The organism is Nocardia halotolerans, from assembly GCF_042650145.1.
In the GTDB taxonomy this organism is placed as follows: domain Bacteria; phylum Actinomycetota; class Actinomycetes; order Mycobacteriales; family Mycobacteriaceae; genus Nocardia; species Nocardia halotolerans.
The window spans coordinates 214,357-232,251 of the sequence record NZ_JBHSDL010000006.1 but is presented as its reverse complement, the minus strand read 5'-3'; the positions used below and the strand labels follow the sequence as shown (position 1 = coordinate 232,251).

At 66.1% G+C, this 17,895-nt stretch carries 15 protein-coding genes; 7 read left to right on the top strand and 8 right to left on the bottom strand.

All coding sequences use genetic code 11. The annotated features are described in order from the left end of the window. The first annotated feature begins 167 nt into the window (after window positions 1-167). Both ACFO5K_RS06580 and ACFO5K_RS06575 read left to right on the top strand, forming a co-directional pair. On the top strand, window positions 168-1,523 hold the full coding sequence (locus tag ACFO5K_RS06580) for a hemolysin family protein (protein ID WP_378557311.1): 1,356 nt from the start codon (window positions 168-170) through the stop codon (window positions 1,521-1,523). After that, entirely contained in the window at window positions 1,516-2,580 is a 1,065-nt protein-coding gene (locus ACFO5K_RS06575; protein ID WP_378557308.1) for a hemolysin family protein, read from the top strand. Before ACFO5K_RS06580 ends, ACFO5K_RS06575 begins: the two co-directional genes overlap by 8 nt. A 139-nt stretch (window positions 2,581-2,719) precedes the next feature. On the opposite strand, the gene ACFO5K_RS06570 is transcribed toward ACFO5K_RS06575, so the two are convergent. Then, window positions 2,720-3,163 (bottom strand): RDD family protein, encoded by a 444-nt coding sequence (locus ACFO5K_RS06570; protein WP_378557305.1) that lies wholly within the window; start codon window positions 3,161-3,163, stop codon window positions 2,720-2,722. Between the two features lie 230 nt (window positions 3,164-3,393). Then, window positions 3,394-3,978: a TetR/AcrR family transcriptional regulator gene (locus ACFO5K_RS06565; RefSeq protein WP_378557302.1), complete on the bottom strand. Its 585-nt coding sequence runs from the start codon at window positions 3,976-3,978 to the stop codon at window positions 3,394-3,396. Between the two features lie 94 nt (window positions 3,979-4,072). On the opposite strand from ACFO5K_RS06565, the gene ACFO5K_RS06560 reads away from it, so the two are divergent. The 4 genes from ACFO5K_RS06560 to ACFO5K_RS06545 all read left to right on the top strand — a co-directional run bounded on the left by ACFO5K_RS06560 (window position 4,073) and on the right by ACFO5K_RS06545 (window position 8,610). Then, window positions 4,073-5,305 (top strand): NADH:flavin oxidoreductase/NADH oxidase family protein, encoded by a 1,233-nt coding sequence (locus ACFO5K_RS06560; protein ID WP_378557299.1) that lies wholly within the window; start codon window positions 4,073-4,075, stop codon window positions 5,303-5,305. Window positions 5,306-5,321: 16 nt separating this feature from the next. Continuing rightward, window positions 5,322-5,810 (top strand): SRPBCC family protein, encoded by a 489-nt coding sequence (locus tag ACFO5K_RS06555; protein ID WP_378557296.1) that lies wholly within the window; start codon window positions 5,322-5,324, stop codon window positions 5,808-5,810. A gap of 63 nt (window positions 5,811-5,873) precedes the next feature. Continuing rightward, window positions 5,874-6,986, top strand: coding sequence for a DUF6670 family protein (locus tag ACFO5K_RS06550; protein WP_378557293.1), 1,113 nt, complete (start codon window positions 5,874-5,876; stop codon window positions 6,984-6,986). Between the two features lie 247 nt (window positions 6,987-7,233). Then, window positions 7,234-8,610, top strand: a complete 1,377-nt coding sequence (locus tag ACFO5K_RS06545; RefSeq protein WP_378557290.1) for a cutinase family protein — start codon at window positions 7,234-7,236, stop codon at window positions 8,608-8,610. Between the two features lie 57 nt (window positions 8,611-8,667). Here the strand turns inward: ACFO5K_RS06545 and ACFO5K_RS06540 are convergent, their stop codons facing one another. The 6 genes from ACFO5K_RS06540 to ACFO5K_RS06515 form a co-directional block, all read right to left on the bottom strand. Beyond that, window positions 8,668-8,883, bottom strand: coding sequence for a helix-turn-helix transcriptional regulator (locus ACFO5K_RS06540; RefSeq protein WP_378557287.1), 216 nt, complete (start codon window positions 8,881-8,883; stop codon window positions 8,668-8,670). A gap of 215 nt (window positions 8,884-9,098) precedes the next feature. After that, window positions 9,099-10,073, bottom strand: coding sequence for a helix-turn-helix domain-containing protein (locus tag ACFO5K_RS06535; RefSeq protein ID WP_378557284.1), 975 nt, complete (start codon window positions 10,071-10,073; stop codon window positions 9,099-9,101). Between the two features lie 172 nt (window positions 10,074-10,245). Further along, window positions 10,246-10,878 (bottom strand): GNAT family N-acetyltransferase, encoded by a 633-nt coding sequence (locus tag ACFO5K_RS06530; RefSeq protein WP_378557281.1) that lies wholly within the window; start codon window positions 10,876-10,878, stop codon window positions 10,246-10,248. Then, complete coding sequence (locus ACFO5K_RS06525) at window positions 10,875-12,053, bottom strand: ThiF family adenylyltransferase (protein WP_378557271.1); 1,179 nt, start codon at window positions 12,051-12,053, stop codon at window positions 10,875-10,877. The genes ACFO5K_RS06530 and ACFO5K_RS06525 overlap by 4 nt, the downstream gene beginning before the upstream one ends. Before the next feature lie 376 nt (window positions 12,054-12,429). Continuing rightward, a complete protein-coding gene (locus ACFO5K_RS06520; RefSeq protein ID WP_378557268.1) occupies window positions 12,430-12,813 on the bottom strand; it encodes a hypothetical protein in 384 nt (127 codons plus the stop codon). Window positions 12,814-13,084: 271 nt separating this feature from the next. After that, window positions 13,085-16,528 (bottom strand): DEAD/DEAH box helicase family protein, encoded by a 3,444-nt coding sequence (locus ACFO5K_RS06515; RefSeq protein ID WP_378557265.1) that lies wholly within the window; start codon window positions 16,526-16,528, stop codon window positions 13,085-13,087. Between the two features lie 51 nt (window positions 16,529-16,579). Here ACFO5K_RS06515 and ACFO5K_RS06510 point away from each other — a divergent pair, with 51 nt between their 5' ends. After that, a complete protein-coding gene (locus ACFO5K_RS06510; RefSeq protein WP_378557262.1) occupies window positions 16,580-17,866 on the top strand; it encodes a Fic family protein in 1,287 nt (428 codons plus the stop codon). The last annotated feature ends 29 nt before the right edge of the window (window positions 17,867-17,895 follow it).

Here is a 17,895-nt window from a genome sequence, read left to right as displayed (position 1 = left end):
CAGAGCTTTCTTCCCCACCCCGAAAGGATCCAGTTGTCACCCGCGTCCCAGGGCGCCACACAGGAGGGTTCCTCTACGGAGCCGGGTGACAAACCCGGCGTCCTCCTTTCCGCAGCGTCCGTCCGGCCTTCTGGTTTCCCCCCGGCACCACATGGGTGGTGCTGAGGATGTCCATCGTGCTGACAGTGCTCAGCCTGCTCGGTTTCGCCGCCCTGACCCTCGGCACGGCCCTGTTCGTGGCCGCCGAATTCTCCCTCACCGCCCTGGAACGCAGCGCCGTCGAATCGGCCGCCCGCTCCGGCGACACCAGGGCCCGCAACGTCAAACAGGCGCACAACACCCTGTCGTTCCAGCTGTCGGGCGCCCAGCTCGGCATCACCATCACCACCCTGATCACCGGTTACATCGCCGAACCGGTGCTGGCGCGACTGCTGGCGCCGGGTCTGGACCGCATCGGCCTGAGCGAAGCCGCCTCCCACGGCATCGCGCTGGCCCTGGCCCTGATCCTGGCCACCTCGCTGTCGATGATCTACGGCGAACTGGTACCGAAGAACATCGCCATCGCCAAGCCGATGGGCACGGCCAGAATCACCGCGGGCCCGATGATCGGGTTCTCGGCGTCGTTCAAATGGTTGATCCATTTCCTCAACAGCACCGCCAACTTGGTCGTGCGCCGACTGGGCATCGAGCCCGCCGAAGAACTGCGCTCGGCCAGGTCACCCCAGGAACTGGGCTCACTCGTGCGCACCTCGGCCCAGCGCGGTGCGATGGATCAGCGCACCGCGCAGCTGATGGACCGGTCCCTCGAGTTCGGTGAGCGCAGCGCCGAGGACCTGATGACCCCCCGGGTGAAGGTGGAATCGCTGGACCGTGACGACACCATCGCCGACCTCATCGCCGCCTCGGCCCGCACCGGATACTCCCGGTTCCCGGTGATCGACGGCGACCTCGACAACTCGCTCGGCGTGGTGCACGTCAAGCAGGCCTTCACCCATCCCGGGCACCTGCGCAAGCAGATCCCGTTGAGCAAGCTGGCCGTCGCGGTGCCGATCGTGCCCGCCAGCCTCGACGGCGACGAAGTGCTCGAACGGGTCCGCGCCGACGGCATGCAGGTCGCGCTCGTGGTCGACGAGTACGGCGGCACCGCGGGCATGGTGACCATGGAGGACCTGATCGAGGAGATTCTCGGCGACGTGCGCGACGAACACGACGAAGAGGAACGTGACGTGCGCCGAGTCTCGGACGGCTGGGACTGTTCGGGTCTGCTGCGCATCGACGAGGTGTCGCGCGCGACCGGCTACGACGCGCCGGAGGGCGAATACGAAACCCTCGGCGGCCTGGTCCTGACCCAGCTCGGCCGCATCCCGGCCACCGCCGACGAAGTGGTGCTGCCCGAATCGCGCGGCGGCGCCGGCGGCTGGATCGCCCGCGTCGAACGCATGGACGGACGCCGCATCGACCGGGTCCGGCTGATTCCGGTCGACGACGAGAACCTCGCAGCACGGGAGCACAACAATGGGTGATCTCTTCGGAATCGCACTGACCGTGGTGCTGCTGGCGGGCAACGCGTTCTTCGTCGCCGCCGAGTTCGCGCTGATCTCGGCGCGCCGCGACCGCCTCGAAGCGCTGGTGGCCCAGGGCAAGAAGAAGGCGCAGACGGTGATCGAGGCGGGTGAGAACCTGTCGATCATGCTGGCCGCCGCCCAGCTGGGCATCACCATCTGCTCGATCCTGCTCGGCCGGGTCGGTGAACCCGCGATCGCGCACCTGATCGAGCGTCCGTTCGAACTGCTCGGGCTGCCCGAGCAGCTGCTGCACCCGGTGGGTTTCGCCCTGGCGCTGACCATCGTGGTGATCCTGCACATCCTGCTGGGCGAGATGGTCCCCAAGAACATCGCCTTGGCCGGACCCGAACGTTGCGCGCTGTTGCTGGTGCCGATCCACCTGATGTGGTTGCGGATCGCGCGCCCCCTGATCGCGCTGTACAACCTGGCGGCGAACCTGACGCTGCGGATGCTGCGGATCGAACCCAAGGACGAACTCGACGCCACGGTCTCCACGGTGGAACTGGCCGAGATGATCGGCGAATCCCGCTCCGAGGGGCTGCTCGACGAGGAGGAACACCGCAGGCTCACCCAGGCGCTTGGCACCTCCGAACAGATCGTCGGCGATGTGATGGTGCCTTTGTCCCAAGCCCGTTCGGTTCCCCTGCGCGGCAACGGAACCACTCTGGGTGACATCGAAGCCGCCGTCGCCGAAACCGGTTTCTCGCGCTACCCCGTCCGCGCCACCGACGGCTCACTGGTGGGCTACCTGCACGTCAAGGACGTCCTCGACAAGGTCGCCGACGACACCGCGGGCCCGGAAACCCAGATCCCGCGCACCGACATCCGCCCCCTGCCCACCGTCAGCACCACCACCACCCTCTACGAAGCCCTCGCCCGCCTGCGCCGCACCAGCAGCCACCTCGGCCGCGTGGTCGACACCCGGGGCAACACCGTCGGCGTGGTCGCTCTCGAAGACCTGGTCGAGGAGTTCGTCGGGACCGTCCGCGACGGAACCCACCGTAATGCGGAGTGAACGAACACGGCACCGACCTGACCAGCGGAAGGCATGACCGACGACCTGCGGCCGAACGCGCGGTCGGCGTCGCCCTTCGGTCGTGGACACAGGTAGTGGCGTACAGGTCGTGCCGATCAGCTCGGTGCGGCCTGACGCATCAGTCCTTGACCACCTGGGTTCCGCCCGCGAACTTGTCGTGCCAGCCCTGCTTGGACGGACTCGAGCTCACGGTGAACGCGATACCGATGGCGGCCACGAACCACAGCACGCCGCCGACCCAGGGAATCAGGTTCAGCAACATGTAGGCGTTGCGCTTGGCCGAGGCGAGCAGATCCGGTTTGTCCGTGCCGTCGGTACCGTTCACGTGCAGCCCGAGGAGCTTCTTGCCGGGGGTCGACCCGGTCAGCACTTCGAAGGCCACGAAATACAGGAATCCGAAGCCGGCGCCGGGGAGGATCGCGATCCAGCTCGGAAGGTCGGTCACTCGTTCCAGCAACCAGAACACGACCAGGCCGATGGCGCCGGCGATGATCCAGTCGATGAAACGTGCGACGGCGCGGCGTCCGAGACCCGCTGGGGCGATCCCGACCATCTCAGTCATCGTTCCTCCTCGTTTTCCCAGTCACGTTGGCAGCCTGAGGGTCTCACAAAGGAGGCCACCGAATGTCAGGGTCGTGCTGAACTCGTGGCAAAGGCGCGCCGAACAGCCGATGTCGTTGCCCTCGGGAGACAGTCGAGGGCACATCGGCAGTCCACCCGTTGACGAACGACACGATCGCCCCACTCCCGGAGAGCGAGGCGATCGTCGGTTGCCTGCGTTCGGCGGGATTGTCAGCTACTCGGCTTCAAGATGACGGTGAAGGCGAGGGCATAGAACGCGTCGATGGGATCGCCGCTCTTGGACGCGCGGGCGCGCAGCAGCGCACCTTCCCAGGCGTTGAGCAAGAAACTGGCGGTGTCGGCGGTGTCGAGGTCGGCGGCTATCTCACCGTCGTTCCGAGCGGCATCGAGGACCTGGGTGATCAGCGTGACCCACGCGGTGAAGGCCGTTTCCAGGGTGGTGCGGATGGTCTCGCTGTGATCGGCGACTTCGTTGGAGAGGTTGCCGAGCAAGCAACCGCGCGTCATCCCCGAGTCCTCGAATCGCCGCCGTAGTTCGTCGAAGTGCGCGCGCAGCCGCGCCACGGCGGTTCCGGCTCCGGGATCGAAGAGCACCTGTACGGGACTGTCGGCGATGTACTGATGGATCGCCGACACGGCCAGGGCCTCTTTCGAGGCGTAGTGGTTGTAGAACGACCCCTTGGGCACCCCGGCGGTTGTGGTGATGTCCTGTACGGCGGTGCCGTGGTAGCCGTGGCCGTGGAACCTGTCCAGCCCCGCGGTGAGCAATCGCTCCGGGATGTTTCGCTGCGCCATTTACCTCTCCACAGATGACCAGTCGTCTTGACTCAGGCTAGCGCATCCCGTTTACTGATTATGAGATGACCGGTCATCTCAGAAACGAGGACGAATGAAACCGACCGCCGTCAACTCGCTGGCCGAGCCCTTCACGCTGCCCAACGGGACAATTCTTGCCAACCGGATCGTCAAGGCCTCGATGTCGGAGTGCCTCGGCGACTTCGGCTTCGCACCCGGTGCCCGGCACGTGCGGCTCTATCGGCGGTGGGCCGACTCCGGCGCATCGGTGCTGATCACCGGCAACATCATGGTCGACCGCACCGCCGTCGCCGAGGTCGGCAACGTGGTGGTCGACGACGAGCGCGACCTCGCCGTGCTCAACGAATGGTCGACGGCCGCGAAGTCAGGTGGCGCGCAGGTCTGGGCGCAGATCAACCATCCCGGCAGGCAGATCCCGGCGACACTCAACTCGAGTCCGGTGGGCCCCTCCGCCATCCGCCTCACCGGCAGCGCCGGCGCCTACCGCACCCCGCGCGAACTGACCGACAGCGACATCACGGCTTTGATCGGCAAGTTCGCCGAAACGGCCAGAATCCTGGTCGAGGCCGGGTTCGACGGCATCGAGATCCACGCCGCGCACGGCTACCTGATCGGCCAGTTCCTGTCTCCGGCGACCAACGTCCGCACCGACCGGTGGGGCGGCAGCCGGGACAACCGGCAACGCTTCCTGCTCGAGATCGTCCGCGCGGTCCGCGCGGCGATCGGACCGGCGACCCCGTTGGCGGTGAAGCTCAATTCCGCCGACTTCCAGCGAGGCGGGTTCGGTGAGGACGACTCGGCAGCAGTGGCGCGCGCACTCGACGCGGAGTCGATCGATCTCCTCGAGATTTCCGGCGGCACTTACGAGTCGGTCGCGTTCATGGGTGACACCCGACCGAAGGCGAGCACTCTCGACCGCGAGGCGTACTTCCTCGAGTTCGCCGAGCAGATTCGCGCCGACATCTCCACACCCCTGCTGCTCACCGGTGGCTTCCGCACCGCCGAAGGTACCGGCGCGGCGATCACCTCAGGTGCCGTCGATCTCGTCGGCATTGCCCGGCCGATGGCCCTGCAACCCGATTTTCCCCGGCACCTGCTCGCCGGAACCACACCGGCGACCATCGCCCGGCAACGCAACACCGGAATCAAACGCATCGACGGCTTGGGCAACATCGTCTGGCACACCACACAGTTGTGGCGGCTCGGCGACGGCAAAGACCCCGCACCCGAGCGCAGCCCCTACCTGACAATTGCGCACTACCTGTCCCGTACAGTGCCCTACACCCTGTACCGGCTCACCCGCTGATCCCAAGGACACACCCATGCCCCGGTACACCCTCGACCCTGTCACCGACGAGAACTTCTTCGACACCGCCACGCACACGCTGCGCTACGACATCGACCTCGATGTCGACGCCGACCGGGTGTGGCGGGGATTGGTCGCCGACAAGCCACTTGCCTGGTGCCGGGCGCTCGGTGGCGCCTATACCAGTGACCGCCCCTTCGGCATCGGCACCACCCGTACGGTGAAGGTCGCGAAATCCCTTGTCCTGACCGAACGGTTCTTCCTCTGGGACGAAGCCACTCGCCGTCACGCCTTCTACGTGGAAGCAGCGAATCTCCCGATTTTTCGCACCTTCGCTGAGGACTACCTCGTCACCCCGACCGCCCACGGATGCCGGTTCACCTGGAGGTTCGCCTTCGAGCCGCGCGGGCGGATGCGGTTGCCCGTCGCGCTGAGTCACCCGCTCAACCGCAAGGTCCTCTTCGATGGATTCATCCGGGACACCACCCGCCACTTCGCGCGATGACATCGGCAATCTCCCACACCTCATCGCGAGACCGCTGTCTGCCGTACCAAGGAGCGCTCACCCATGACCCCGAAGCCTTCGGAAGCAACCCTGCCGGTTCCCGTTGTCTACGACCCCGCCCATCGGCTCGGCTGGTTCAAGGACATGATCGCGCGGGTCGGCCCGCACCTTCTCGGCGTCGTAGCACCGGGTTTTCCGGCCGACACTCCCCTGCCGGCGTTCACCCCGCCGTCGAAAAGCCGCTTCGGACAGGGCGTCGCACACTACGGAATCATGATTCCCGACCTGCCCGCACCGCACCATTTCATGGCCAACATGACCGTGGTCGGCTTTACGGGTTTCCGGGCGTGGGACGTCGACCATGCCCGCCAGGGCCGCGCCCGTGACACCTCCACCGTCGGCCACGGCACAGCAGCGACCGACCACGATCCGTTCAGCGCCCACGGAGCTGAAGACAGCGAATTCGCACCGGACGGCTCATCGCTGCGCTTCGGTCCGGACTACACCATCACCGGCACCTACCCGAACTTCCGGCTCCGCAGCGTACGTCCCGGATTCGAGACCGACCTCGAGATCACCGCCACCGGTGATGTCACCTGGTTCACCAAGCGCCCCTACTACACTCACCTCGCGCTGCTGAGCCGCTATCGCGGCACCATCACCCACGAAGGAAACAGCACCGATGTCGCGGGCCTGTGTTCGTTCGAATACGGCAAGGGAAACGCGCCGACGATGGTGCGCGACAAGCCGCTGCCGGCCAAACTGAAAGTGCCCTTCGACTTCTTCACCTACCACGTCCTCAATCTCGACGCCGACACCCAGCTGCTGCTGGTGGGAACCGGCACGGGCACCGACACCCCGCTGGCGATGCTCGCCTTCGAACGCACGGCGGGCGGCGGATCCCGGCGCCTCGGCACATCGGTGCGGTTCGAGGTCACCGAGTTCCGGGACCAGCCCTTCGTCTGCCCCGACGGCGAAACGATGTTCATGCCGGCGTCGTTCCGATGGACGATCCGCGACGGCAGCCAGACGATCACCACCCTCGACGGATCGGTCGACACCCAGTGGTTGTACGCCGGAGTCAACGTCGTGGCCGGATACACCTACACGGCGACCCATGAAGGCCGTCAGATCAGCGGCCGCGGATACCTCGAATACTCCGACCGCCGCCCCTGACGGGCGCACCAGGTCGGACATCGGGTCCTGCCGAGCTCCGCGTACGACGGATCACGCGCGGTTCCGAGAACAGGTCCGCGCCACCCGGCATCCACTTCGGGCAGGATCCCCCTATCTGAAATGAAAATATGTCTGAAAGGGGCCACGTAACCGACTGCGAGTGGCGAGAATTGGTCATGACGGTTCGGCGCACTTGAGCACCTGCCGTCCTGCCACGACTCCCCTTCGGCACCAGAGGAATTGGACAATGAACAGGTTGTCGAGATCCGCCGCGGTGACGTTGGTCGCCGCCGTTGTCGCGGTCGGGACCGCGACAGGCGGCGTCGCGCGGGCGGAAATACCCGGCGCGCAGCCGCCCTGCACTCCGTACACGGCGATTCTCGCGCCGGGAACCTGGGAGACCACGCCGGGCGCCGATCCCCGGGCCCCGGTCGGGATACTGCGGCCCATCGGCGACGGCCTGCAACGACAATTGGGCCGCGACATCACGGTGCGCTACGTGCCCTATGCCGCAAGCGCTTTCGACCTGGGCCTGAGCTACGCCGAATCCCTGGGCACCCTGGAATCCCGCTTGCGTCACATGCTGACCGGGCTGTGCAGCTCGACACGGGTCGTCCTCGCCGGCTACAGCCAGGGTGCCGACGGCATCGGCGACCTCGCCACCGAGATCGGCAACGGCGACGGTCCCATCAGTGCCGATCGAGTGGTCGGGGTCGGACTACTGGCCGACCCGCATCGCGATCCGAACACCACGCTCTCCCTGGGTGACCCGCAGCCCGGATATGGCATCGCCGGAACGCGGAGCCGGGATTTCGGTGCGTTGACCGAACGGGTTCGCACCCTGTGTACCGAGGGCGACCTGTACTGCTCTCTCGATGCCGCCACCTCCCCTTTCCTCGCCGTGTTGGGCCGGGTGCTGAGCGGTGATCCCGGACCGATCGCGAATGTGCTGCCCCCCACGGTCGACCCCGGCACCCTGATCGATCAAGCCGTCACCATGGGCGCCGGCTGGACCACCACCGCGGCGAACCTGCCCACCATTCTCGACAACCTCACCCGGCTCCCCGAGCTCATCGCGGCGGGAGACATTCGCGGTGCGCACCGGACCGCCAACGCCCTCAACGTCGACCTGGCCCCGTTGGTCCAGGCCGCGGCCGGTGTGGACCGAGCCCTGGTCGCCCAGGTCATTCGCGCTGCCGCCGCCGACGACCCCTCCGGTCGCACCGCAGGCGTCAGCGTCATCGCCGACGCGCTCGTCCACATCGATCTCCTGAGCCTCGCCGACAAGGTCGGCCGAATGCAGGAAATCCTCTGGCGTGCCGTCGAATCCCTCGATCGCGACGACCCCGTCGCCGCGGCCGCCGACCTGGCCGCCTTCGCCACCACCGGCGCCGACCTCACCGCCTCCGTACTCGGCCCCGTCGCCGCCGGTATCCGAGCCGACCTCCACGCAACCACCCGAGCCCTGCTCAGCGTCACCGACCCCACCACCGTCGAAGAGCTCGTCCAGCTGGGCCGCCAAGGTGTGGACATGGCCAACTTCTACGCCTCAGCCGCCCACATCGACTACGGCGACGATGCCCACATCCTCCTGAACTACCTGAGCTCCCGAGTCGCTTCGTAACCGTTCTCGCTGTCGCGTCGGCTCGATCCCGATCGAGCCGACGCGACAGCACTCAGCTCAGCACGACACCGCACCTCTGGCCGAGCTGTCGAGACGCACCCCCAGGACTCTCGACAACTCGCCGACATTGTCGGCACTGGGTGTCACCACACCGCGTTCCCAACGGCTGATCTGATTTCCGTCCGTAATCCCGATCCAGTCGGCCAACTCCGCCTGCGTGAATCCGGAGGCCATCCTCGCCGCACGAATAGCTTTGCCGATAGTCGTGGACATGGTCTCCCCTCTCTCTCGATGCCTCGGCACGGACCGCATCAGCGCGGGTGTCCGTCGGCGAACACTCGGACTCCTGAAGCGGTCTCGCGCAACCACATTCGAACGATAACGGCGAATGCACCTGCGAAAGAGGCTGTGACTGCACGGCCACTGACTCTGCACGCACAAATGAACTTGCACGCACGAACCCGAGCGCCGCGGGTGCGCAATCCCGGCTACTTCGCAGGGTTGCCCGCATCGCCGGCACTGCGGCGCCAGTCGCGGGGCGTCATGCCGAATGCTTCGCGGAATCGCCGGGTGAAGTGGGCGGCGTCGCGGAAACCAACGGCACCGGCCACAGCGGCGACCGACCGGTGCGCGTAGCCTCTGTCGACCAGCATGTCGCGGGCTCGGACCAGGCGTTGTTCGATGATCCACTGCTCCAGGCTGATACCCGACTGCGCGCATACCTTGTACAGGTGCCGAACGGAGATGTTGTTGGCGGCGGCGATACCGGGAATCTTCAAGGTCGAATCGGACAGGTGTGCCCGCACATACCCGAGGATCTGCTCGATCAGCAGTTGCTCCGGGATGGCGGCGCCGTCACCCGGTCCGCGGCCGGCTGCCGAGATCAGTAGCGCCCGAACCATTTCCAAGCACGACTCGCCCACCGAGGCGGCCGCCGGATCGGCTTCGAGCTGATCGGCGATCCGGACGAGATGCTGGATCTGCGCCGTGACCATCGGGTACAGCGGTGATGCCGCCAACCGCCCGTGTGCCGCGGCGACCGTTTCCGCGGAGATACCGAGCCGCTCCCTGGACAGCTGCAGGCACAGCGTCCCACCGAGACCGTGCCAGCCGGAGGCGAACGCGGTGGCCAGGTCGATCACTTCGCAGGAGCCGGGTTCGATCAGCGTTTGCGCACCGAATTGTTCGTGCCTGCGGACCTGTCCGTTCTGCACGGTGACCGTCAGCGTGTCGCTGGGCGTGGCTCGCTCGTGCCGACTGGTACGGCACACCTGGTGACCGGATACCTCCGAGCGGGTGAGCGCGATCGCACCCAGCATCCAGGCCTGGTGCCGGCTGACCACTTCGGCCGAGGAATCCCACATCCGCAGGTTCGCCCCGATATCGGCTTCCTGCAGGATCGCGGTGACCGCTTCCCGCCGGTCCCCCGGCGTGAAATAGTCGGAATCGATCAGCACTGCCATGGGTGGTCTCCACTTCGGATCCTCGCCGGCGGTGGAGTCCTCCCGTCGCCGGCCGCTGCGCGTTTCGGGTGGTGGCAATTCGGCAAATGGTGATTGCACGGGGCCTGTAGTGGGCGATGCTATCGCGCCCTGGCGCGCCACGAGCCCGATTCGGCAGGGTCGGGCACCGGCTTCACCGGCCCGCGATGACGTGTTCCCTTGCCGCGGTGGGCCGCAACGACAGGATCCGACGTTCGGCAGCGGTCGCCGTCGCAGCCCATTCCGGCCGCAACGCCGCATAGGTGCACACGTCACGCCACCGGCCCTGCGTTCGGTACAGCTGCCGTAGCCGCGCCTCCGGCGTCAAGCCCACTCCCGACATCACCGTGTCCATCACCGGATGATCGTGCCGGTGTCCCGCCCATACCCGGTGAATCCCGAGCGGCCCGAAGGCGAATGCCGCCATCAGCCGCCCCGCCTCGATCCCACCCGCACGCAAAGCACCTTCCGGAACCACGACCAGACCGCCGATCATCGCGTTGCTGCCGAAATCCTCCACCAGCAGACTGATGGTGCCGACCATGGTGTCGGCATCCGGTGCCGTGATCGCCAGCGTGTACTTGCGCCGCGGACTCTCGCCGCGAGAGCGCAGGGCAGCATCGAACGACGCCGCGGCCGCCTGGACACCCATGCTGTCGGTGCCCATATAGCGGGTCAGGTGCGGGTCGGTGAAGATCCGCTGATACACGTCCAGATCACCGGCACGCAGATCACGCAACCGCAGCCGCGTGCCGACCAGTTCCACGTTGCGCAGGTCGATCGTCAACGGACTGCCTCCATCACACGCACGAATTCCGGAGCGGCCAGTGGACCTACCGAGGGTATGAGCTCGTCGAGGTCGATATAGGTTCGCCCCGACGGGATCGGCTCGCCGAGCAGGATCCGACGAGCCGTGTCGGCCACCAAGGCGCCGCCGAGCATCACCCCGGAGGCGAGTTGCGGCCAGCTGGACAGGCTCCGGCCGATCTCGGCGACAGCGTCGCGCATCGCCGGACTCAGCCGCGCCTCGTCGACCACGGCCAGCAGAAACGACAGCAGCTCGCCCCGGTTCATCCTCGCGACATCGGACGAGGTCGACCCGCCGGTGCGGCCGTGGAACAGCGGACGCAGGGGTTCGAGATCGAACCGCTCCACATCCAGCAAGCCGCGATCGTTGGCGTCCATCAGTACGGGGATCCCCCGGTCCCGCGCGTACTCACGGGCAGCGACTTTCGCCCACACCGTGTCGCATTCCTCCACCAGCAGATCCAGCGGCCCGGTGCCGTCCACGCCATCGAAGAACGAACCGATCGACTCCTCGGTCAACCCGTCGACGAACACCTCGATGTCGAGATAGGGGTCGATCTCGAACATCTGACGCGCCGCCAGCACCGCCTTGGAAACCCCGAGATCACCCACCCCTGCCCGCAGCCGGTTCAGATTCGAGAGTCCGAGGGCGTCGAAGTCGGCCAATCGGAACGACCCACCGACACCTTCCATCGCCAGCGTCACCGCCGCACTGTTGCCCACCGACAGCCCGACCACACCGATCCGCCGCGCACGCAGCTCTCGCTGCTGCGCCCGGTCGATCTTGTCGCGATTGCGATCGGTGCGTACCCGCTGGAAACTCTCGCGCGGCAGCACATGCGCCAACCGACCGTTCCACGGATAGAACACCCACGTTCCCCAATGCCACAACGGAGTCCCGCCACAGATCCGATGACGCGACGCTGCCCGCGAGCCGGCCGAATGCGCGACAGCGGGGTCCTCGCAGCGGATCAGTTCGTCGAGCTGGTCCTCGATCGTGTCGTGCACCGCACTCACAGATCCCGACGCTGCCAGCGCTTCCAGGTCGCGCAGTCCCGCCGGGCTCGACGCATCGAGCAGCACAGGGCGGAAATGCGATGTCGCAGCGCCGGGCGTGAGTACCGCCGGACGCGGAACCGAGCGATGCCGAACCATGTGCACAAACCTCCGACCCTCATGAGGCGAACGGACACCCGCTCGCCTCGGTCAACCAGGACGCGGAAAGGATACATGCAGCACACTTCCAGCAAATCGATCTCCGGTCCACCGGCATGGCGCGCAAACACCGGCGCCACACCCGGCCCTTCGACCGATCGATTCGACCTGCTGCGCGACCGGATCCCGCGCGCCTGCCCGGCATCGCAACAATCCCGCAAGCATCGTTGTCAGGGCTTCGGAAGACAGCGGCATCGAGAGGGATACCGAGCTCGCCGCCGGTCGGCAGCCATCTCATCGTCGCCAACGCCGACAGCTGCCGAGCGTGACTGTCACCATGGTCGGCCGATCATTCGCGCTGTCCGCACTGGGCGAATCAGTAGATAGCACTCCAGTATTCGTTCACCATCCATGTCACCGCGCGGTATTCAGGACGTTTCGGATCGTCGGTGACGGTGATCGTCGCCCGAGCCAGGTCGATCTTCATACCATCGGCCACGAACTGCTGACTGTTGGCAGTGAACGTGAAGAAAGCCCCTTCGAAGGGTTCGGGCCGCAGCGATGGCGCTACCGCCCGCATGATCCGGGTGGCGGTCTGGTCCTCGCACACGACAAATCGCTTGTCCCCGCCCGTACGGAAGCCCCGAACAGTGGTCACCGGGCGTCCGGCGGTCTGACCGACCAGCAGCACCAGCAGTTCGGTGTCCCTGCACCGGGCGAACGAATCGCGGTAGCCGTGCGTGTCGGCGCCCTCGGGCAACGTGCCATCGGTCTGCTTCGGTCCGGCCGTCGTGGTGGTGGGCGGAGCGGACGGGCGCGGCGAAGTCGCGGCGGTGTTCTCGCCGGAACACGCCGCCATCGAACAGATCAACGCGGCCCCCGCCACCGCCCGAAAACCTTGCGGTGCTGAAATCATCTACGGAGGCTAGCAATTCAGACAAATCGCCATTCGGTCGCGCTACCGGTGCGGCAGCGCTGTTAGGTGCCGACGAAACGCCCGCCGGCACCCGACCCGAGGCGTTGGCGCGCGGTCAGGCGGTCGCGACCACCGAATCATTGATCGACCGGATGACGCCGACAAGCCGCTTCGTCTGCTCTGGAGCGAACAGCTGCGTCGGCCCATGCGGCGCCGCGTCGGTGAACGGCGCCTCGAACAGCAGCTTCGGGTCCATCTCGCCGTGGCGGGTGAGATGGCCGATGACGAGGTCGACGAAGTTGATTTGGCTGGCGGTGGCGGTGCGTTCGCCGAGGAACTCCGCGAACGCTTCCTGCACGGCCCGGCGATCGAGGCCGACGAGAGAGCGGATGAAACGTCCGAGTCCGTCAGCGTTGGCGACAGCGCGTTCCAGATCCGCGGGTTCGCCGGCACCACTGCGGGCCAGCAGCTCCTCGAGTGATTCCAGATCGGCCGGTGTCAACGACTTGCCCGAACGCAGCTTCCGAAGCGCCAGGTTGTCGGGCTGGCGGCGCAGATAGTCACGCGCCTTCGCGGTGTATCGCTCGATGTCGGTACCGGATCGCATCTCCGGCATCGCTCGTTCGACGACCTCGCCGCGAGTGTCGGTGAAGTCCGTGTAGACAACGACGCGCTGCTTCTTGTCGAGCAGCCCGACGATGGAACGGACCTCACGCCGAGCGTGTTCGAGCATTTCGACGGTGACGTCCTCCCACCACTCGTCGCTGGCCACCTCCCGCAGCAGTTCCTCTTTGGCCTTCACCTTCGGGATGGCGAGTCCGGTGTCGAGCAGCCCGTCCGCGACGCCGCGGATGGTGTCGGCGTGCCGCAACAGGATGCCGTCGCCCACGACGACGGCGAGCTGCCCGCGCAGGATGGCAAGGTCGAATCGTTTCGCCATCTCGTCGGAGTCTCGGACCGTCGTGGGCAGGTCGGCGAGGCTCCCGACGATTTCGGCGGCTTGCTGTTCGAGGGCCGAATCCCAGGCGGCGCGGTCGGCGTACTTCTCCACCTCGCGGCGCCGGGTGCGGACGATGAAGTTGTCCAGCCGCATGCCGGCAACCTGGCCGTGCAGCAGGTCCGCGGTGTCGCGGCGCAGTGCCTGCGCGGCACCGGTGCGGTCGAGCGCGGCGAGCAGTTCGGTTCGGACAGTGAAAAGCCGCTGCGAGAGCGAGGGCGCGAGCGCGCCTTCAGAAGCGTTGGGGTGCTCGTCGAAGTAGTCGAAGTTGCCGCACACGTCGAAGACGAAGAAGTCGAGCTTGTCCCGGCCGGGACCGTACAGGTCGGGGCGCAGCCGGGTGCCACGACCGACCATCTGCCAGAATTTCGACCTCGACCGCACCGGCTTGAAGAAGACGAGGTTCACGACTTCGGGGACGTCGATGCCGGTGTCGAGCATGTCGACCGAGATCGCGAGGTGCGGTTCCTGGTCGGGCTGGGAGAACTTGTCGATGAGGTCCTGGCTGTGGCTGACCGAGTGGGTGATGACGCGGGCGAACGAGCCTTTGAACTCCGGGTAGTTCGCGTCGAATCGGCCGGCGATGAACTGGGCGTGGCGCTCGTTCTTCGCGAAGACGATGGTCTTGCCGAGCCGGTCGCCGCCCGCGACTCGATGTCCGTGGGTCATCAGGGTTTCGAGGACCTTGTCGACGGTGTCGATGTTGAACAGCCACTTGTTGACGGCCTCGGCTTGGACGATGTCAGGGATCTCGTCCTCGGCGACGTCGTCGCCCCAATCGATGGACTCGTATCGCTTCCGCTCCTCATCGGGGAGGTCGGCGTAGCGAATTCCCTGCAGCGGGAAGGTCAGCGGCACGTTCACCGCGCGCGGTCGGACGAGATACCCTTCGTCGATGGCCTCGTCGAGCGGATAGTCGTTCGTCGGAACACCGGTTTCGAGCTGGAACAGCTGGTAGGTGTTGAAGTCCACCTCGTCCTTCGGGGTGGCGGTGAGCCCGAGCAGCAGCGAATCGAAGTACCGGAAGATGTGCCGGTACTTCTGGTACACCGAGCGGTGTGCCTCGTCGATCACGATGAGGTCGAAATATCCGGGACCGAATTTCCGTGTGCCGCCGTCTGTTTCGTCGATGAGACCCATCATCGTCGGGTACGTGGATACGTAGACTCGCCCCTCGGTGCTCTTGTCGGTCAACAGGTTCACCGGCGACGAGTCGGGCAAGTGCGTCTTGAACGCGCCGACAGCCTGCTTGACGAGGGCTTTGCGGTCGGCGAGGAACAGCACCCGCTTCACCCAGTTGGCGCGCATCAGCATGTCGGCGAGCGCGACGACGGTGCGGGTCTTGCCGGCGCCGGTGGCCATGACGAGCAGCGCGGCACGCTGGTTTTCGATCTCGAACCGCTCGGTGACAGCGCGAATCGCGTTCTCCTGGTACGGCCGACCGGCGATCTCCTGGGGCACGGGGACATCTGCGAGTGGCTTCATCGACGTCCGGCGGGTGACGAGCAGTTCGAGTTCGTCACGGGTGTGAAAACCGGCGACCTCCCGTGGCGGGTACCGCAGGTCGTCCCAGCAGTGGTGTTCGAATCCGTTGCTGTAATAGATAACCGGCCGCCTACCGTACTGCTGCTCGAGGCAGTCGGCATACAGCTTCGCCTGCTGTTGCCCGGCCATCGGATCGACGGAAGTCTTCTTGGCCTCGACGACGGCCAGCGGCAGACCGTCCGCGCCCCACAGCACGTAATCGACGAAGCCGTTCTTGCTGTCGGGCATTCCGGCAACGGGAAATTCGCGGTCACGCTTGTGGTCCAACGCCCAGCCGGATTCGTGGAGCATGAGGTCGACGAGGTCGCGGCGGGTCTGCGCCTCGTCATAGTCGTGCGTGTCGGGCGCTGCGGCGCTGGCTTGTTGCGCGGCGTGGATCTGGGCACGCAACTCCGCGATCAGGTGTTCGTAGCTGGCGTTGTTGAGTTCTGCTGTCTCCACGGCCTCGTCGCGGGCCTTGAGCTGCGCGATGAGGTCCTGCTTCTCGGTCTCGGACTGCTCGAGTTGCGCGTCTTTGGCAGCCAGCTCCGCTTCCAGCTTCCCCAGCTGGGCGACGGTCTTCGCGACGACGGCACCACCACCGGGCTTGGGCAGGCGGGCCGGGTCGAACTGCAGCTGCGGCGACGGCTTGCTCGACGGCTGGGTCGCATAGGTGCGGGCCAGCCACGACATGAGGTGGAACAGCTCGGCGAGCGCCTTCTGGCCGGAGTCCTTGGACACCGGCTTGTCGTCGTGGACAGCCGCGTTGCCGAGCCGGCGGATGAGGTCCATCTTCGTGACGAGCCCGTGGCCGACGACGCCGGCGAACTTGCCTTCGTGGATCCGGGCGGCGAGGTCCGACTTGTACGGCTCGGGCAGGTTCTTGGTGCGGTAGATCCACTTGACGGTGTGCTCGACGGTGCGGCGCGCGTAGAAGCACGTGGTGCGCGGGTCGAACAGCGCGTCACGTTCTGCCTTCTTGGCCTCGGCATGCAGTTGCGGCCATTCGGCCTGCAGAAAGTCGAAGTTCCCCACCATGGTCCCGCTCTCCAAACTCGTGTGCGCCGCGCGCAGTGACGTGCCGTTCCCGTGCTCGATCTTGGCACGGCGCCCGACCTTCGCCGGAGCTTTCGAACACTACTGGCAACGTCCGACACATTCGGCTCGTCAGCCCCATGCAGCGACCAACCTCATATTCACTTCATATTATGCAGCGAATATACCTATAATCGTTGCATGACGAGTCGTGAGTACATCTGGGAGGACGCCGACTGGCCGCACCTCACCTACGATGCCGCACGACTGGTCAAACCGACCGCGGCTGTCGCGCTCGCACAGGGCCGCCTGCACGGTCGACTCACGCACGCCGATGACGACACGCAAGAACGCGCCGGGCTGGAGGCCCTAACCACCGACGTCGTACAGTCGAGCGCGATCGAAGGCGAGTTGCTCGATGCGGCATCGGTCCGATCGTCCATCGCCCGCAGACTCGGCGTGGATATCGGCGCGACAACCCCCACCGACCGCAGAGTCGACGGTGTCGTGGAAATGATCCTCGACGCGACCCGCCATCACGACCATCCGGTGACACCAGAACGACTGTTCGGTTGGCACGCAGGACTTTTCCCAACGGGATACTCCGGTATCTCACGAATCAGCGTGGGCGGCTGGCGAACCGACCAGACCGGCCCGATGCAGGTCATCTCGGGCCCGTACGGCAAACAGGTTGTCCACTTCGAAGCCCCACCCGCATCCCGCCTCGACGACGACATGCACCGATTCCTGACCTGGCTCGACGCGGAAACCCCCGAACCCGCGTTGCTCAAAGCCGGCCTGGCGCACCTGTGGTTCGTGACAATCCACCCCTTCGACGATGGAAACGGCAGGATCGCCCGCGCCATCGGCGATCTCGCGCTGGCCCGGTCCGAGCACAGCCACCGCCGCTTCTACAGCCTGTCCGCCCAGATCCAGCGCGACCGCAAGAACTACTACGCCATCCTCGAGCGCACCCAACGAGGCAACCTCGACGTCACCGACTGGCTGCTCTGGTTCCTAGACGCGCTGCACCGGTCGATCATCAACGCCGACACCATCATCGACGCGGCACTCGCGAAAGCGAGCTTCTGGCGGACCTGGCACACGACACCGATGAACCCGCGCCAGATCGACATGCTCAACCGGATCCTGGACGGCTTCCACGGAAAACTGACCACCCGCAAATGGGCGATCATCACCAAAACCTCCCAGGCCTCGGCCCTGCGCGACATCAACGAGCTCATCGATCTCGGCATACTACGACGCTGTGATGCGAGCGGACGAAGTACGTCGTACGAGCTGATCACCTCAGGCGCAGCCGCAGACCGCCGTCCCTGGTAAGTCGAACCCGAGTCCTGCCGGAGGTCAGT

What these genes read in the sequence shown, in the direction of transcription:
- ACFO5K_RS06580 (WP_378557311.1), top strand. Translation starts at nt 168, where the DNA reads ATGTCCATCGTGCTGACAGTGCTCAGCCTGCTCGGTTTCGCCGCCCTG.
- ACFO5K_RS06550 (WP_378557293.1), top strand. Translation starts at nt 5,874, where the DNA reads ATGACCCCGAAGCCTTCGGAAGCAACCCTGCCGGTTCCCGTTGTCTAC.
- ACFO5K_RS06515 (WP_378557265.1), bottom strand. Translation starts at nt 16,528, where the DNA reads ATGGTGGGGAACTTCGACTTTCTGCAGGCCGAATGGCCGCAACTGCAT.
- ACFO5K_RS06570 (WP_378557305.1), bottom strand. Translation starts at nt 3,163, where the DNA reads ATGACTGAGATGGTCGGGATCGCCCCAGCGGGTCTCGGACGCCGCGCC.
- ACFO5K_RS06555 (WP_378557296.1), top strand. Translation starts at nt 5,322, where the DNA reads ATGCCCCGGTACACCCTCGACCCTGTCACCGACGAGAACTTCTTCGAC.
- ACFO5K_RS06545 (WP_378557290.1), top strand. Translation starts at nt 7,234, where the DNA reads ATGAACAGGTTGTCGAGATCCGCCGCGGTGACGTTGGTCGCCGCCGTT.
- ACFO5K_RS06525 (WP_378557271.1), bottom strand. Translation starts at nt 12,053, where the DNA reads ATGGTTCGGCATCGCTCGGTTCCGCGTCCGGCGGTACTCACGCCCGGC.
- ACFO5K_RS06575 (WP_378557308.1), top strand. Translation starts at nt 1,516, where the DNA reads ATGGGTGATCTCTTCGGAATCGCACTGACCGTGGTGCTGCTGGCGGGC.
- ACFO5K_RS06565 (WP_378557302.1), bottom strand. Translation starts at nt 3,978, where the DNA reads ATGGCGCAGCGAAACATCCCGGAGCGATTGCTCACCGCGGGGCTGGAC.
- ACFO5K_RS06560 (WP_378557299.1), top strand. Translation starts at nt 4,073, where the DNA reads ATGAAACCGACCGCCGTCAACTCGCTGGCCGAGCCCTTCACGCTGCCC.
- ACFO5K_RS06540 (WP_378557287.1), bottom strand. Translation starts at nt 8,883, where the DNA reads ATGTCCACGACTATCGGCAAAGCTATTCGTGCGGCGAGGATGGCCTCC.
- ACFO5K_RS06535 (WP_378557284.1), bottom strand. Translation starts at nt 10,073, where the DNA reads ATGGCAGTGCTGATCGATTCCGACTATTTCACGCCGGGGGACCGGCGG.